This window comes from Methanomassiliicoccales archaeon LGM-RCC1 (assembly GCA_030168575.1).
Taxonomy (GTDB): domain Archaea; phylum Thermoplasmatota; class Thermoplasmata; order Methanomassiliicoccales; family Methanomethylophilaceae; genus Methanoprimaticola.
The window spans coordinates 1,366,509-1,382,644 of record CP115555.1 but is presented as its reverse complement, the minus strand read 5'-3'; the positions used below and the strand labels follow the sequence as shown (position 1 = coordinate 1,382,644).

At 52.6% G+C, this 16,136-nt stretch carries 14 protein-coding genes; 4 read left to right on the top strand and 10 right to left on the bottom strand.

Annotated elements, in window-relative coordinates; all coding sequences use genetic code 11:
- The first annotated feature begins 104 nt into the window (after positions 1-104).
- Positions 105-665 carry a hypothetical protein gene (locus PED39_07020; protein WII07336.1) on the top strand — a complete coding sequence of 187 codons (561 nt, stop codon included), beginning with the start codon at positions 105-107 and terminating at the stop codon, positions 663-665.
- Here PED39_07020 and PED39_07015 read toward each other — a convergent pair.
- The 6 genes from PED39_07015 to PED39_06990 form a co-directional block, all read right to left on the bottom strand.
- Positions 633-1,061, bottom strand: coding sequence for a hypothetical protein (locus PED39_07015; protein WII07335.1), 429 nt, complete (start codon positions 1,059-1,061; stop codon positions 633-635). The genes PED39_07020 and PED39_07015 overlap by 33 nt on opposite strands.
- Positions 1,058-1,492, bottom strand: a complete 435-nt coding sequence (locus PED39_07010; GenBank protein ID WII07334.1) for a PaaI family thioesterase — start codon at positions 1,490-1,492, stop codon at positions 1,058-1,060. Before PED39_07010 ends, PED39_07015 begins: the two co-directional genes overlap by 4 nt.
- Positions 1,493-1,670: 178 nt before the next feature.
- Positions 1,671-2,615, bottom strand: coding sequence for a hypothetical protein (locus PED39_07005; GenBank protein WII07333.1), 945 nt, complete (start codon positions 2,613-2,615; stop codon positions 1,671-1,673).
- A 90-nt stretch (positions 2,616-2,705) separates the two neighbouring features.
- The gene (locus tag PED39_07000; protein ID WII07332.1) at positions 2,706-7,700 is read right to left on the bottom strand and encodes a hypothetical protein; all 4,995 of its coding nucleotides are present in this window, start codon (positions 7,698-7,700) and stop codon (positions 2,706-2,708) included.
- Between the two features lie 301 nt (positions 7,701-8,001).
- Positions 8,002-8,436, bottom strand: a complete 435-nt coding sequence (locus PED39_06995; protein WII07331.1) for a hypothetical protein — start codon at positions 8,434-8,436, stop codon at positions 8,002-8,004.
- Between the two features lie 88 nt (positions 8,437-8,524).
- The gene (locus PED39_06990) at positions 8,525-8,773 is read right to left on the bottom strand and encodes a hypothetical protein (protein WII07330.1); all 249 of its coding nucleotides are present in this window, start codon (positions 8,771-8,773) and stop codon (positions 8,525-8,527) included.
- A gap of 139 nt (positions 8,774-8,912) precedes the next feature.
- Between PED39_06990 and xseA the strand changes: the two genes are divergently transcribed.
- Both xseA and xseB read left to right on the top strand, forming a co-directional pair.
- Entirely contained in the window at positions 8,913-10,247 is a 1,335-nt protein-coding gene (xseA, locus tag PED39_06985) for an exodeoxyribonuclease VII large subunit (protein ID WII07329.1), read from the top strand.
- Positions 10,244-10,486, top strand: a complete 243-nt coding sequence (gene xseB, locus PED39_06980; GenBank protein WII07328.1) for an exodeoxyribonuclease VII small subunit — start codon at positions 10,244-10,246, stop codon at positions 10,484-10,486. The genes xseA and xseB overlap by 4 nt, the downstream gene beginning before the upstream one ends.
- On the opposite strand, the gene PED39_06975 is transcribed toward xseB, so the two are convergent.
- Positions 10,458-11,333, bottom strand: a complete 876-nt coding sequence (locus PED39_06975; GenBank protein WII07327.1) for a DUF4435 domain-containing protein — start codon at positions 11,331-11,333, stop codon at positions 10,458-10,460. The genes xseB and PED39_06975 overlap by 29 nt on opposite strands.
- Positions 11,326-12,363 (bottom strand): AAA family ATPase, encoded by a 1,038-nt coding sequence (locus PED39_06970; protein ID WII07326.1) that lies wholly within the window; start codon positions 12,361-12,363, stop codon positions 11,326-11,328. The genes PED39_06975 and PED39_06970 overlap by 8 nt, the downstream gene beginning before the upstream one ends.
- 32 nt (positions 12,364-12,395) lie before the next feature.
- Here PED39_06970 and PED39_06965 point away from each other — a divergent pair, with 32 nt between their 5' ends.
- The gene (locus PED39_06965) at positions 12,396-13,244 is read left to right on the top strand and encodes a hypothetical protein (protein ID WII07325.1); all 849 of its coding nucleotides are present in this window, start codon (positions 12,396-12,398) and stop codon (positions 13,242-13,244) included.
- On the opposite strand, the gene PED39_06960 is transcribed toward PED39_06965, so the two are convergent.
- Together PED39_06960 and PED39_06955 are read right to left on the bottom strand one after the other, a co-directional pair.
- The gene (locus PED39_06960) at positions 13,238-14,773 is read right to left on the bottom strand and encodes a hypothetical protein (protein WII07324.1); all 1,536 of its coding nucleotides are present in this window, start codon (positions 14,771-14,773) and stop codon (positions 13,238-13,240) included. The genes PED39_06965 and PED39_06960 overlap by 7 nt on opposite strands.
- A gap of 5 nt (positions 14,774-14,778) precedes the next feature.
- Complete coding sequence (locus PED39_06955; GenBank protein ID WII07323.1) at positions 14,779-16,131, bottom strand: NAD-binding protein; 1,353 nt, start codon at positions 16,129-16,131, stop codon at positions 14,779-14,781.
- Positions 16,132-16,136 lie beyond the last annotated feature (5 nt).

Below are 16,136 nucleotides of genomic sequence, written 5' to 3'. Positions count from 1 at the left end.
TCCTGATTGCTTACACCGTGATAAAGGCATCCGCGTTATGCCTGTAATGCCTGTTATCCGTGTTAGTACGATGTTTTCTTGTACTCTTCAGCCGATAATCGGTCATGGACGATGTGTACATCGTGGAGATCGCTACAACCGGACCGAAAGGCTTCCCCATGGACAGGGTGGTCGACGTTGCGGTGTGCAGGATGCATCGGGACGGTCAGGATTTCGACACCGTGTACAACTCCACGGTCTTCGCCGAGCCGATGGACATAGGGAAGGATTCATTGGATTACATCCAGGAGAACTACGGGATGACTGCGGAGGTGCTGTACGCATCCCCTGAGGTAGGAATCGTCGCCAAGGAGCTTTTGGAGAAGCTCAGGGACACCGAGGCTACATCCTTCGATGTCAACAGGACCTTCGGTCAGTTCCTGTGCGTGGAACCGTGGGATCTCAATGGAGAGCTGGCGCTGTTCCCTTCGATATCGTCCAGACTGCCGCCCGAGCATTCATCGGATCTGAAGGATGCCTACGATTACGTCACTCCGGGCAATCCGATGCAGATTGAAGGAAAGACCGCTATGGACAGGTGCCTCATGTCCACGTCGATCATGATGAAGCTCCGTCAGACAGGATTCTTCCGATCACATATGGCGTATCTTCACATGGAATCCTGAAGCGGAATCAAGTACCGATATGACGAATGTGATGAGGTACAGCAGAATGAATCCAATTCCGACGGGCATCTTCAATATGAATCCCAACCAATCCGACGGGACCGTCACGAGGAACGTCCCTATCGAAAAGAAAACAAGCCCGACGATGAGGAACTTGTATCCCCTGGGCTGTTTGTAATCCATGTAGATGTGCCCAAGGCCGAGAATGCCGAAGAATCCGGGAACGATCGCCAGGATACGGCGGATGCTCTGATTCTTTCCGTTGGAACCAGTCCTCTGCTCTTCCTGCCTTCTTTCGTTCTTGACAGGTTCCGCAGGGATCTTGGCGTAGCACTTTGGACAAGTGAGGCAGTTGCTCGGAACGGCCTCTCCGCAATTAGGGCAGTAACGGGTCATTCTGCCTTCTTGATGATGAAGGCTGTACAAGTAGATGACGCTATGAGCTTCCCCTCTTCCGAATAGACCTTCACGTCGTAGACCGCCAGGGAGCGGGAGATGTTGACGGGTTTGGCAACACATCTGAGGTTTCCGTTGGCAGGACGGTAGAATTTGACCTCGGTGCTCTGTCCGGTTCCGTCGTGCATCATGTTGGAGATGATGGCGAACGTGTGGTCCAGAAGGGCATAGACGGCACCGCCGTGCATCCTGCCCATGCTGTTGATCATGAAATCCTGAACATTCATCGAGCAGACAACCTCTTCCTGGGAGATCGATTCGATCTTCAGTCCCATGTGCTGGGCGAAGGGGGCGTCGAAAACTTCCAGAACGCGGTCGGCATACTGCTTGGTGTCCTCCGACATCAGGGGAAGGAGGTCTGATCTGTCCATGGTCGTGCATCGGGGATCACAATAAAGAACTATCCGAGCTACCAGCATGTTTTCTGGGATGGTGGTATCTCGGAGTAGGGTTCAGGATCTCGATCATCCTCGTAGGCGACAATCGTGTAACGTGCCGCAAAGTCTGGTGATCTCAACGTTCAGACGATCCGCTTCTCAAAGGAGACGGTCACAGCCTGTCCAGCTGGTTTGAAAGCATATCCTTGCCACTGAATGTCCCTTTCAAACGGGATTTGTCAAGCAGTACATATCCGAACTTGTTCAGGCGTTCCACGGTGGAGTTGTCATAATCCTTGTTCGGTATGAGCAGGATCCTGGCATCGATGACTTTCTCCCCCATCGTTGTCGGATGAGCGCCGATTCTTTCATCGAGACTGTTCGACGGCGGCAATCTGGTCATGATACTTATCTCAAGATGATACGTCCTCTCTGACCTGATGTGTCTGATTGTCATGTCCGGCCCGGTCTTCCCCTTCCCGTGAAGCGGTCCGACATACAGTTCGTATCCCGTATCCATCGAAAGACCGGCCCATAGCAAGTCCACTATGTACCAATTCGTTGGAGGGGCCTCCGAGGCCTTCGGCATGCCCTTTTTCTTCATCATGGAATCCAGCAGATGCAGGATACGCCCCGATTCCACCCTCAGGAAGAAGTTGTAGTTGTTCCTGTTACGATCGAAACCGATGAATGTGGAATCTTCCGTCAGAGTGAACCTCCCGTGAGCCAGAGAGTTGCGCAGATGGGTCAGCATGGACATCATCTTCGTCTGTCCCTCTTCCTTCCCGCATCCATAGGCCATTATCATCCTGCGAGTCGGATCGTCCTTCTCCAGACCCATGATCTTTCCGTTCACATCTTCCGGTCCGCTTCCCGCGCATCCGATGCATATGACCTCGTCCAATCCCATGGCCGAGGTGAAATAATCGAATATCTCGTCGCTCAGATCGGTGCTCTTTATTAAGGGCTCATCTATGGACTGATATCCGCCCGGATTAGGCGAATTCCATAGCAGAAGCTTGAACATACTGGCGACATCCTCGCCGTACGAGAGCGGTTTAGGACGATGGGAGAGTCTGAATTTCCTCTCCATGGCGAAGATCTGTTCACCAGGCATGTCGATCACGAGAAGGATGAGAGGGGCGATGCCCCTCTCGGTTTGTCTTGTGGTTATCGGTTTTCGTTGCACCTTATTCCGAAGTTACCTTCAGCTCCTGTTGAGTCTCAATGCGACGATGACTGCCATGACGGCGATCAGGATCACGAGGATGACGAGCAGGATGGTGGTGATGGTCCACTCGGACTGCTGCTCCTCGGGAGCGGGCTCGGGGATGAGCTCGGTTCCGTTCAACTGGAGAGAGACGGTCTTGTAATCGGATGCACCGGAAGCAGAGAACTTCATGTCCTTCAGGATCGTACCGTCAGCAGTGTACAGGATGACTCCGTTGTTGTCCTCCTGGTAAGTGCTGTACAGGGTGTAGGTGATCTTGTAGGTGCCCGTCTTCAGTTTGGAGAGGGTGTCCGTGTAATCACCATTGGTCATTCCCATGGTGAAGATGTTCGTTCCGGACTGCCTTACCATCTCGATTCCGTCGATGGCGACGGACTTGATTCCGGAGTCGGTGATGACGGTCACGCTGTAGATCTTCGTTACGATCTCTGCATAAACCGCGTCGTAGGTTCCGATGTATGCATCATTAGCAAGAGCATCACCATTCTCGTCCAACCAAGCGGAGATCACTGCCTCCGAGATGAGGGGCTTGTATACGGTGTAAGTGCTGAGGGCCACATTATTTGCTACAGCATAGACGGTGTAGTACACATCATCGTCGATGACGAATGAGGTATCATAATGTGCTGCCAGTGCGGTGAGGGCATCGTAGTCGAGCTCTGCATCGCCCATGACGATCGCTGATGTTACAAGAGTTACCGGCCCGTTGAAAGCTGCGGTGGCGAAGGTCTTCGCATTCTTGGGTGCAGCGTCCGCACCGATGTAGAGGTTGGTAACGGTCAGGGATCCCTTGGCGGTCGTGCTGGTCGCGGGTGCGACGGTCACGGTTCCGAGATCGATGAGGTTGGTTACCGGAACTGTCTTGTTTGCAGGGACCTCGAAGGTTCCCTCGACCCTGATTCCGCTGATACTAGTCACTTTCTCGACCACGGCCTTGGCGCCCTTCTCGATGAGGAGGTTGTTGCTTTCTCCGGTGTAGGTGAAGGTAGCGTCGCTGGTTCCGAGATAGACGGTTCCGGATGAGACCGATGCGGATGATCCGGTAGCGGACGCAACCATCGTACCGGTGACATAGAGCTTTCCGTCGTTCTCTTTGATGGTTAATGCATCCGTCGCGATTCCCTTCACTGCGGTGAACGCCATGGTGGCGTCGATGTCACCGATGTATCCGGTGACGGGACTGATGGCAGTCACGGTGACCCCGTCGAGGACGAGAGACAGCACTGACAGGGATGTGCCCACTGCGCAGCCGGTGGCTGTGCTCGTGGGTGCGGTGACATTACCATCCTCAGGAACAGTGATGGTGCTGAAGTAGTTGGTCTCCTTAAATGCCACCACAGAAGCAGCTACCTTTCCGTGGATCGTGATATCTCCGACGATGTAGTCGTTGACCATAGCTGCATAGGACAGCGATGAGACCACGTACAATGTCTTGCTGCCGTCCTTCACCTGGTAGTAAGCACCGGCGATGGGTGCGGTGGTAGGGGAACTTAGGTTGGTATTAACCGTATTGTATGTAATGTAACCCTGACCAGTGATGAAGTTTCCTCCGAGCAGTGCGATCTTGTTCGCATCGGGAGTCTTTGGATCTTGGTCGGTGACTGACGCGTATCCGTCGTCGTATCCGACTGCGACTGCGGATATGAAGGCTCCGTTGACGACGATGGCGGAAGAGTACCTGCTAGCCGTGCCGGTAAGCTTCATGTTCTGCGCTTCAAGACCGAATGCCTGCTGGGCGTAGATGTTGGATCCGACGATGATGATACCGTCCACGGTGAGGGTCACACCGTTCTTCAAAAGAAGAGGTGCGGCGTTCTCGGGCAGTTCGAGGGTCACTCCCTCGGGAACCGTGAGGTTTCCGCTGAGTGTGACGAACTTGTCGGCTGCCTTGGTGATGGTGACGATGGAACCGGGCTCGGCATCGGATAATGCCTTGGCGAGGTTGGTCCACATGATCCATCCGGTCCTAGCCGCCTTGCCCTTATCGTCGAGGGCTTCGGTCTTGACGTCTGCGACGATGGTGAGGGCGGACTTGACGTCTCCCTTCTCCTCTGCGTAGAGGGTTCCGTCCACATTGACGGTTCCCTCTCCCTTGAGGGTGGCCCCGTCCTTGATGGTGAGGGTGATGTCCTTCTTGACTTTCATGTCCGCACCGGTGTTGATCACCAGGGTGATCGGGGACGGCAGATCGGTGCTCTTGGAAACGGTCTGGCCGGATCCGAGGACCACGATCTCGTCAGTTACAGCCTCGGCGTTAACGACAGCAAGGGCGCCGTCGATGGAGTAGTAGTTGTAGATCCTGTAGTTCCTTCCAGAACTGTCCTTCGCAACGACGACGAACTTCGCAGCGCTGATTCCGGTCTCGGAATTGATGGAAGAACCGAGAAGGGAGATGGCTCCGTCGTTCGATACGGTGATCTTGGCGGCGTTGGTGAACAGTCCTGCCGAGGACTCGTTTGTGATGGTTCCGGTAACGGTGAGGAGACCCCGCGTGTTGGCGATCGTGACGTTGTCGCCGATGAGGATGGCTCCAACAACCTTGACCGCACAGTATTTTTTGTTGTCACCGGCATCGGTGTATGTGGACACCGTGGCCTGTGCTGTGAGGTCGGTCCTTCCGGTCGTGTTCCCGATATAGGTGTAGTCGACCGAAGTCAGTCCTTCGACGACGAGTGCCTTCGAATACTGCTTTCCGTTGTAGATTCCTTTTGTTGCGTCACTTCCATCGCTGGTCGAAGAAGAGGAAACGGTGGATTTGACTACCAGTCCGCTGAATGTGACCGAGTAATCCGTTCCCGTGATCTCTCCAGAGGGTACGGCGAGACCTGTCGAGATGACGACCTTGTCCTCGCTGTTAGCAAGTTTTACATCGACATCTGCGGCTCCTCCCCAGTATGTGAGGAACACAAGGTCCCTGTCGGAGATGGTCAGTGTCGCGGTACCGTTGGCGGATGCCTTGACGGTGTAGTTCTCGATTTCGACTACCGCGTTGGCGGCCATGTTGTAGATGGTCGTGGAGGTGGTCACCGCGACATCGCTGTCGACCGTGACAGATCCGCTGTTCTTGATGACGGTTCCCATGGTTCCGTAAACGACCAGGTATCCTCCGTCGTCGACGATGAATTCGAAATAGTCATCCTCGGTGACCGTTCCGTCGTCACCGATGGTGAACAATCCGGACTCTGCGACCTCGACTGTGGATACGATGGCATCTCCGTTCTCGAACGAAGTGATTCCGTCCATCTCGACCGTTCCCTCGACATAGACATATCCTGCATCGATGGTGAGCTTTCCGGCGGATTCCGCGCTCTCGGTCTTCTTGTCGATTATCAGCTGTCCGTAGACGATCAGCTTGGCGTTCTTGTGGATGACGAGCTCCGCATCGGCCTCGACGGTGAGCTTGGTTCCCTCGGGGATGACGAGCACTCCCTTGATCTCGACTTTCGATCCCTCGCTGAGGGTCCAGAACTTGATCTCGGAGCTGACAGTCACAAGCTGCTTAGCGGAGTATACTGTGCTCTTACCCTCGGAGTCTCCTCCGATGATGATCTCCTTCATGTCGCTCTCGGATGTCTCGTCATCGATGACTCCGGTTCCAGTTATGTTCAGGTCCGAGATGTCGGCACCGCTCTCAAGAACGATCGTTCCTGCGTTGGCAACATTACCGGTGACATTTCCGGTGAGATCGAGTGTTGCTGTTGCGGGAACCTCAAACTCGCTACCGGCTCCATTTCCAAGGACGACTGTTCCGGTGGTCGCGAGGATCTTGGATCCGTTGAGTGTTCCAAGTGCTCCGGTGACCTTGACTGAACCTGTCGCGATTGTCAAGTTAGTTTCGGTTCCAGCCTTGACCAGCATATCTGCACTGGAGTTGACGGCCTTGTTCGTGTAGTGGGAGATGGTTCCGTCGAAGACTGCTCCATTAGCATTCGCAGTGAGTACGAGCGAAGGTGTGGTAGTCCATACGACAAGATCGATATCGGCCTTTAGGGTCTTTCCTGCGGCCACGGTCACGGATCCGTTCAGGATGAAGAGCTTGGTGATGGTCAGGTCGCTGGCAATTCCGATGTTTCCGCCGGTATTGACCTGTGCCTTCGGTATTGTCGCATCGACGATCACCTCGGCTCCCGCCGTTCCCGAGACTCCTATACCGTATCCTTTTCCGATGAAGTGGTAAGGTCCGAATGCCTCGAAATATTTGGCATCGTCGATATCCGTGAATGTGTTCTTGGTTAGGTCCACTGTCGTGTAATTACCGAACGTCTGGCTCGTACTTCCTCCGACCTGGATACAATAATAGATTATTCCATCGTCCAAGTCCGCTGTGAATTTGTTGTTCGTGACTGATATCGTATTCGATGCATTTGCGATATCGATCCACGCTGCGTATGCGGTCTTCTGGGTTATGTTGTTGTTGGTGAGTTTCGAGGTTCCGGTCCCTCCGACCTTGATTACAGCGTCCTGTATTTCGCCTTTGAATTCGGTCGTGATGTTCTGGTAGGATACCGTTCCCTGGGTGATCGTGAGCGCATTTGCTACAGTGCTCTCGACGATGATGGTTCCCTTCACGGTCGTCTCGCTCGAGCCGCTGTAGATCGCAGCGCCATCTCCGTTCACGATTATTGTCGTATCCCCTGTGATATCCATCGTTCCCAGGTTGGTCACTTTTTTGCTTAACGTCAGGACCGGGGTACCGGCTGTATTGGTGACCGGAGCGATTGTGAGTGTTTTTCCATCATTGATTGTGATATCATTAGTTATAGAAGCTGCTCCACGGACATACCATGTAGTATTAGCATTGATGGTGATATCTCCTGTGTCAACGACCGCAGTTGTTCCTTCTTCATTTGTGAAGACGCCGTCGTTAACACCCGCATCGTCTGTCTCCGCAGGTGCGACGACAGCGAATGCGGCGAACGCCATAGCCAATACAGCCAGGACTGCCAGGAATTTCATTCCTTTTGTATTCATATTTCATTTCTCCTTTTCAGCGGTGATGTTACCTCTGATCCGGGTTGCTCCAGGAATACTGGAGTGATGTCGAAAAATCTCCGTTTACTTGCAGGACACATGCCCTATACATTGCCCCGCGGGCCTTTCACCGCCCGACCGCAATCATCCCATAAGGCCCCTAACCTCCCTCAGGACGAAAGTTTGGTCGGAAACAATGTATCTGAACAGAATATTAAGCGGGTTTTCAATCTCGTGCCTAAATCCATAACGAGTTTTGACAAAACCCGAGATGGTCGCTTTTTGTCGCAAAAGATGTACATCAGGCATCTGGACCGTCTGATTCTATGATGCCCCTGATCTCCCTGATGCAGTCCGCCACGAGACGTCCCTTCTCGGTGATCATCATGATATGGGAATTGGTGCGGCCGGTGTAATACGTGGCAATCAGCCCAAGACCATCCAGATCATCCAGTTTTTGAGTCATGTTGGAGCACCTCGACACATCGTTGTAGATGTCCGTTTTGAGAACGGGGGACATCTCGTCGAGATAGAGGATGAGCGTGAGCATATGCTTCTGCTCGAGAACCGCGATGGTCGATCTCGCCTCCTTGGTGAGCCTGTTCTTGCGGCTGACCAGGAGTTCCTGGACATCCTTGGGCAACTGGTCGAAGGACCTGGGCGAGGAATCAACGTTGTTCCTGTCATCCAATTTGCCTCCGAAGGGGATCCTCTTCTCAGTCAAGTTCTCTACCATTTTGGCGCCTCATCTGCTGTTTTTTCTAACTGTTCAGTATAATATTATACTTTCGGTCGAAAGTAGATATAAGAATATGATAAAGAAATCAGAAAAGATTCTGTCGAGTATGGAAGGCGACAGTGTGTTCGAGAGGCACGTCTTCGAGATATTGGACTACCTCGTGAGGGATGGAGACCATATCAGGACGGAGATCTACGACCACATCGGTCAGAACGGCCATACTGCCGTCAATGTCGTCGACAAGCTGATCTCTCTCGGCCTCATAGCCGAGACCAGATATGGAAGGTACAACAGGAAGCTCATATCCATCACCGAGAAGGGAGTGTCTGTCCACGAGCTCATGACTTCGATAAACGACATCATTCTGGTGCGAATGCTCCTGACGCCGAGCGATCCCTGGATTGCTGATGACAGCATATGGGTCGATTGTACGATGCAACATCCTTTATCCTCCGTCCCCATACGGTCCAACGATGCCCGAAGTGATCACCGTAACCCAACTGAACACCCGCGTCAAGGAACTGTTCTCCAGGACTGTAGGTCTCAGCGATATTTGGGTGAGCGGGGAGATCTCCGGATTGACCAAATCCACGTCCGGGCACTACTATTTCGTTCTCAAGGACGAGGGCAGCGAGATCCGCTGCGCTCTTTTCAAGGGTTCCCGCGCCAGGATCGATTTCGAACCTACAGAGAACATGAAGGTCAGGATGTTCGGGCGCGTCGACATTTATGTCGCCCGCGGAAGCTACCAGTTCATAGTCGAGACCATGGAGAAATCCGGTGTCGGCGACAGATATGTTGCATTTGAGAAGCTGAAGAAGAAGCTATCCGACGAGGGACTATTCGCTGAATCGCACAAGAGGAAGCTCCCCCTGTACCCTAAGACCATTGGGGTGGTCACCTCCCAGACGGGTGCTGTCATCCATGATATCATAACAACCTCAGAGTCCAGGTACACCGCGGACATCCTTCTGGCGCCCGCGATGGTCCAGGGAGAGGGCTCTGCGGAGTCCATAGTGGCCGGCATAGAGCTGCTGAACAAGGCCGGAGTGGATGTCATCATAGTCGGAAGGGGAGGAGGTTCCATAGAGGACCTATGGGCCTTCAACGAGGAGATCGTCGCCAGGGCGATTTACAATTCCAAAGTCCCTGTGGTATCAGCAGTAGGTCACGAGACGGATTTCACCATAGCGGATTTCGTCGCTGACCTGAGGGCACCAACCCCGACCGGGGCAGCGGCATTGATACTACGGGACAAATCCGAGATGAGGTCAGAGATCTCCTCTTTTATGACCAGACTCAACCGTGCCATCTCTTCCGTTCTGGATGAGATGCAGCATTCGTTCGAGGTTCTGGATTCCAGGTTGGACCCGCAGAGGGGCCTGGATGCCCTGTCCCTTCAGCGCATGAGGATAGAGAACCTGTCAAAATCAGCCGATAGGGCCCTGGTAGACAAGATGCACGACATGATCCTGGACTTCGAGGGGCTCGAAGCAAGGCTCCAACCCTCCAGAGCTCTGGACGATATGGAGAACAAGAAGGAATACGTCGAGGCCTCCCTGGAAAGGATCAATGTAGGTATCATGACCTCCGTCAGGGAGAAGGAGAGCGAGCTCTCGTCATACAGCAAGCAATTGGAGGGTGTGAACCCGCTCAACGTCCTCACAAGAGGATACAGCATGATCACCGGCCCCGGAGGGAAGGTGCTCACCACCATAGATAATGTCAACGTCGGCGACAGCGTTACCATCCATATGAGGGATGGAAGGGCTGAGGCCGACATCAAATCGAAGGAGATGAAGGAATGAGCGATTATTCGGAAGAAGTAGAGAAGATGAGCTTCGAGGAAAGCATCGAGACCCTGGAGGGCCTGGTGAAGGAATTGGAGGCTGGAGGCATAGACCTCGACCGCAGCATAGAGATCTATGAGAAGGCCGTCATCCTTAGGAACCATTGCAGGGAGATACTGGACGAGGGCGAGCGCAGGATCAAGAAGATAATGGAATCCTCAGGCAGCATCAAGGTAGAGGATCTGGAATTCGATTGATCTTCCACAGTTTTATGTTCCTCTCGGAGGCCCATTCGCTGGTGTTCTTGAAAAGATCGGTGGATTCGAACTCATCGTCATCGAAGGCTAATCTGAGAGCGCCACCGAGGCTCCCCTCGTTGAGATTTGATGAGTTATAGCTTCCGAAGGCGTCCTTCAGACCTATCATCAGTACGTTGACGGCATCGTGTCCTCTGGCGATCATATGCTTGTCGGTATGGTTGGACATCTGACTTTGAAGGTCCCTGAGGACGTTCTTCCTTGACAGCTCGCTGCCGTAAGTGTTCTGGATGACGGACTGGACCATCCTGGTCAGATCGACCTTGAGGGTCTTCCTGTCTATGAAATCCCTGAAGTCCAGGTTCTTGAAATTGAGGTTGTATCCCCTGAGATGGGACACATACATGAGCAGCCCTAACGGGTACGAAGCCTCGATTATAGCTTCCCTTATGTTCCCGAACTGGCGCTCGAACCTCTGCATCCTGTCCTGGTCGCCGTATTCTGAAAGCACATCATCGAGGGCGTCGCTGTTGATCAGCATCATCTCCAGATCCCTCATGTCTGTGTAGAAAACCGGAGGGGAATATACCCTGCCCTTGAGTTCGTCCAGGTCCTTGTCAACTATGCCCAGTACCTTTCCGTCCCTGCGGGCGGTCATCTTGTTGACAACCTGTATGACATTGCTCTTGGAGTGTGCGGGGAGGATCTTCGTCCCCTTACGGTCTATGAACTTGCCGTACAGCCTCTGGTCGGTGTTGCCCTCAGAAAGCAGTATGGTTCCCTTGAACAGGGATCTGTTCATCGATATCTGGTTGCAGATATCATCGACAGTAAGGTAATCACGCATTCTTCAGCACCAGCTCCTGAGCCTGATCCCACCTGTCATGTATCACCTGGGGCGAATGGGTGGCGACAAGCATCTGAATCTTCCTCACCCTGCATATGTCACTGAAGTAGTCCCCTATCATCTGCTGCCAGGATACGTGCAGCGATATCTCGGGCTCATCCACTATGACTATGCCGTCCTGGTGGGAATGGAAAAGGATATTGTAGAACATCAGTAGGATCTGAGTCTCGCCGGATGACAGCTTGTTCAGCTGCAGCGAGGTCCCGTTGGCCATGGTTACGGTCAGCTTCCCTGTTTCGGTGACATCGATGTACTTGTTCAGGAAGATGTTGTTCACGATGTCCTTGAAGACTATTATGGACTCGGCCAGCTGATAGTCCCTGTCCACGTATTCCGAGATGGAATAGGCCAGATCCTCGCAGGCCTTCCTGTTGTCTATTATCTCGTATCTGGACGGAGGGAACTTTATGTTCGTGGGAAGAACAGGGTAGAACCCTGCGTCCTTGATGAAATCGAGCTTTGCATTCAGGTCCTTGCACCAGAAGTCGAGTTCGCTGTCGGACATCTCCCTGCGCTCTCCGGTGTATTCGGTCAGGGAATTGTCGTCCTTGGCGCGGCGTATGGTCTCATACAGCTCCTGGGCACAGAACTCCAGGGCATTCACAAGATGCCCGTCCTTCTTCCTGATGGTTAGGCGGTCGGGACCAATGTATGTTATGTCCGACATGGATTCGACATCCTCATCGGTCACACGGGTGTCCAGATCCATTTTCTGTACCATCTTGGTCAGCTTGCAGTCCTTGTTCTCAATAATAAGGACGGTACCATCCACGAACTCTATGTCGAATCTCTTGAATGGGATCTCCTCCAGATATGCGGAGTCACCCTTGAGAGCACTGTAGAGCATGTGCATCAGGGTGGACTTGCCGTAACCGTTTGGAGAATGGATGTATGTCAGATCGGGATTCAGTTTGAGCTCATAATCGAACCCGTTGTAAAGCCCGTCCACACTGACCGAGCGTATCTTCATGAAAGTAAATCGGACTCATCAGTTAAAAATATATGAGCGGGGATGTCACTTCGATGTCGAACGAGGAGATTTTCAAGAGCATCTCTGCTGATATTTCGTCCGGGAACACGGAAGGGGTCAGCCAGAGGATACTTTCTCTGTCCGAATCTTCGGACGACCCGTTCGAACTCCTGAAGTGCATGTCGCTTCTGAAGCTCCTTCCGAACGACGGCACGGAATCCAAGATCGCCAACAGGCTGGTCGCGATGGCCGATACGGAGAACGGATTCGAGATCGCCACAGCGCTGTACAACCTCGGATGTCCCTATTTCTCATACCAGATTGCGAAGGATATGGACGGGGATGACAGGGTCAAGAGGCTGAGATGCCACTGCCTTGTGGACATGGAAGAGTACGAATCCGCGATGGAGTGCTATCCACAGATATCGAATCCAGTCATCAACGACAGGATCATGCTGTCTGCGATACAGAGCGCGGTGGGGGAGCATAGGCAATCCCTTGATACCTCATCAGCCCTTCTGAAGGAGAATCCCAAGGATTACGATGTCAGGGTGGCCTATGTCACATCGCTGATGCTTGGCGGGCATGACAGGGAGGCCGTCAAATACGTCCGTGAAGGCCTGAAGGACAAATCGGCTGATTCCAATGCAATCGCGGCATATGTGATGAGGATCCAAGGGAACGTCAAGGCCGCGGGCGGATATGCTGCCAGGGCTGTGCAGAAGGACAATCAGCATATCGGAGCCTTGGAGACTTTGGGGATATGCCTGGCCCTATCCAACGAGTACGACAAGGCCAGGATAACCGCCGGTGCAATCAACGAGATCTCGCCCGGCAACAAGGCTGCCATGAACATCCTTTCTTACTGCGAAGGTCACTGAGACTTCTTGAAGAAGTTAGAGTACCTCATATTCATCCTCAGTTCATGCCAGAATGTAGGCGTGAGGAAGACCAATGCCAAGGATATCTCGAGACGTCCGATCCACATCAGGAGCATCAGGAACCCTTTGGTGACGGGATCTATGAAGGAGTACGTTCCCGCTTCTCCGATGGTACCGAATCCTATTCCGGTGTTGGTTATCGAACCGACAGCCATTCCCAGAGATTCCTCCCAGCCCCAGTTCGGCAGGAGGAAGATGATCGCCACGAAGGTGGTTCCTAGATACAGGAGCATTATCGAGACGGCTGAAAGAACACGGGAATCGTCCACATCCTCTCCGTCAACCTTGACTGTGTACACTGCATTGGGGTGGAGGATGTTCTTCAGGTTGTTATGGAAGAACTTCAGGATGAGCCTGACCCTGGTAATCTTTATACCTCCAGCGGTAGAACCTGCAGATCCTCCGATCATCATGAGCACGATGAACAGGAACATGATGATCTCCGGGGCCGCGGTCGTGTCGATGACGAAAGCTCCTGTGGTGGTTCCCAGGGATATCGCCATGAACAGCGAGTTCTTGAAGGTCTCTCCGTATTCAGAGGGTGGAACGCTGCCAGTGTTGAAGATCGGGAATGCGTAAAGCACGAATATCACCAGGGCAGCGAAAAGGTACCATCCGAGGAGGAGCTTGATCTCCTTGTTGTGGTAGTATTCCTTGAGGTTCTTCCCGTATATGGCTTTGAAGTGCAGGTAGAAGTTTACTGCTCCGATGAACATGAAGAACATGGTGACGATCTGGACCGCCAGCGAGAAGTCCATCATACTGTTGTTGGAAACTATGCTTCCGCCGGTCGATATAGTGGTCAGCGACAGACAGATGGAATCCACCAGAGGCACATTCAGCAGCATCAGGATGATGAAGTTCAGGAAAGATAGCAGGACGTAAACCAATATGAAGGATTTCGCTGCGCTCCTGAGCTTCATCGAGAACCTGTTGTTTCCGGAACCTTCCAGCTCATTGCTGAAGAATGAACGGCCCATTCCGAACATCGGCAGGATGTACATGAAGATGATAACGACTGCTATACCTCCCAGCCACTGCGTAAGGGATCTCCATATGAGGATGCTGACCGGGTAGGCATAGACATCGTCTATGGTGGAGCATCCTGTAGTTGTAAAACCGTTGACAGATTCGAAAGCCGCATCGATCAGCGGGAAATTGAGCATGATGTACGGGAAGGATCCGCAGACGAACATGACAATCCAGGCCAAAGCCACGGTGATCAGTCCGTTAACCGTCCTGAAATTGATCGACGGGGCGAAAAGAAGGTATACTATCGTACCGAAGATTATCATCGGAACGGCCGGTGTCAGGAAAATGAATGGGTTTTCACCGTTCAGGAATGCGTATAGGGCAGGGAAGAGGTATGTGCCTCCGATGATGGCCACTAACCCTCCCAAAAGCTTCATCTCGGTGCTGTTCCACCTTGAGATCTTGCTCAAAACACTCTCTTCCTTGATACGGCCCATTGGAATCAGCTCTCTGAAACGATGTTCCTTCCGAAGACCTTGGCAAGATCCTTCTCCTTCGTGAAATTGGTGAATACCAGAAGACGGTCGCCCTCAATGAACTCGGTGTCCATGGCGGGATAAAGAACATCTTCGTTGCGTTTGATGGCCACGACTCTCACACCGTTAGGAAGGATGAGATCACCGTAATACCTATCGATAAGCTTGGAATGCGAATCCACATCGTGGATGAAGAACTGCTCATCGCTGTTCCTCATCCTCATGACCACCTTGTCCCCGGAAATGACGCATTTGGCGATCTCGTTGGATACGATCTTGTCGAATCCTACGATGGTGGCCAGACCGGTGAACGTGAAGATGTCCTGATACTCCTTCTTGAGGTATCTGGATACGATCTTGTTAGTGTTGTACTTCTGAGCCGACATGCACATAAGAAGATTGGTATCGTCCTGATTCGTTACGGATACCAAGCAGTCGGATCTGAAAAGGTTCTCAGATGACTGAATTTCCGGATCTGTGAAATCCCCGTTGATGACGAGCACACCGCTCAGGCTCCTAGAGAGGTCCTTGCAGCGCTCATTGTCCTTATCGATGATCCTGACGTACCTCTGCTTATCATCAGCTGCCAGAAGCGAGGCCAGATGCTGTCCGACGATGGTTCCTCCGAGGATAACTATGTCCTTAGCTGAGATTTCCACTCCCAGGGATGCATTGTAGCCTGAAATGGCCTCATAGGTTCCCATGACGCATATCCTGTCCCCAGCGTGTATCTCCATCGTGTCCACCTGGAAGAACAGGTCATCGCCGCGATAGATGGCGAACACGGTTGCATCGTTCAGTGAGAAGGTATCCTGTACAATCTTCCCGACCATATTGCTGTCCTGAGAGACCTCGAATACGGCCATGGAAGAGTTGAAAATGGGCATGACCTCGAAGTCGACAGCATTCTCCAGGGTGCATATCCTGTACATCTTGTCGGCAGTTATCAGCTCAGGGGAGATTATGACATCCACTCCCGTCACTCCATCTTTGGTGGTGGCGATCATGAAATCTGGATTGGTGATCGAAGCCACGGTGACGATCTCGGGTCTGATCCTCTTCGCCATCATGCAGATGAAGAGATTGGAATCGTCTCTCTTCAGGGTGCTTATGAGAACGTCTGCTCCATGAGTCTCAACAGCATAATTGATCGTCTTTGGATTGGTACCGTCCTCATGAAGAACAGATACATTCAGACGGTTCTTAACCATGTCCGCGATATCGGAATCGTTCTCTATCACAAGCACATCGTGCATGTTCGAAATGGTCTCGGCAGCTACGTAACCGACAGCGCCGGCACCGATTATTATGACCTTCATGGTAC

Coding starts and splice junctions, on each gene's coding strand:
- PED39_07020 (WII07336.1), top strand. CDS start 105: ATGGACGATGTGTACATCGTGGAGATCGCTACAACCGGACCGAAAGGC.
- PED39_07015 (WII07335.1), bottom strand. CDS start 1,061: ATGACCCGTTACTGCCCTAATTGCGGAGAGGCCGTTCCGAGCAACTGC.
- PED39_07010 (WII07334.1), bottom strand. CDS start 1,492: ATGGACAGATCAGACCTCCTTCCCCTGATGTCGGAGGACACCAAGCAG.
- PED39_07005 (WII07333.1), bottom strand. CDS start 2,615: ATGCCTGGTGAACAGATCTTCGCCATGGAGAGGAAATTCAGACTCTCC.
- PED39_07000 (WII07332.1), bottom strand. CDS start 7,700: ATGAATACAAAAGGAATGAAATTCCTGGCAGTCCTGGCTGTATTGGCT.
- PED39_06995 (WII07331.1), bottom strand. CDS start 8,436: ATGGTAGAGAACTTGACTGAGAAGAGGATCCCCTTCGGAGGCAAATTG.
- xseA (WII07329.1), top strand. CDS start 8,913: ATGCCCGAAGTGATCACCGTAACCCAACTGAACACCCGCGTCAAGGAA.
- xseB (WII07328.1), top strand. CDS start 10,244: ATGAGCGATTATTCGGAAGAAGTAGAGAAGATGAGCTTCGAGGAAAGC.
- PED39_06975 (WII07327.1), bottom strand. CDS start 11,333: ATGCGTGATTACCTTACTGTCGATGATATCTGCAACCAGATATCGATG.
- PED39_06970 (WII07326.1), bottom strand. CDS start 12,363: ATGAAGATACGCTCGGTCAGTGTGGACGGGCTTTACAACGGGTTCGAT.
- PED39_06965 (WII07325.1), top strand. CDS start 12,396: ATGAGCGGGGATGTCACTTCGATGTCGAACGAGGAGATTTTCAAGAGC.
- PED39_06960 (WII07324.1), bottom strand. CDS start 14,773: ATGGGCCGTATCAAGGAAGAGAGTGTTTTGAGCAAGATCTCAAGGTGG.
- PED39_06955 (WII07323.1), bottom strand. CDS start 16,131: ATGAAGGTCATAATAATCGGTGCCGGCGCTGTCGGTTACGTAGCTGCC.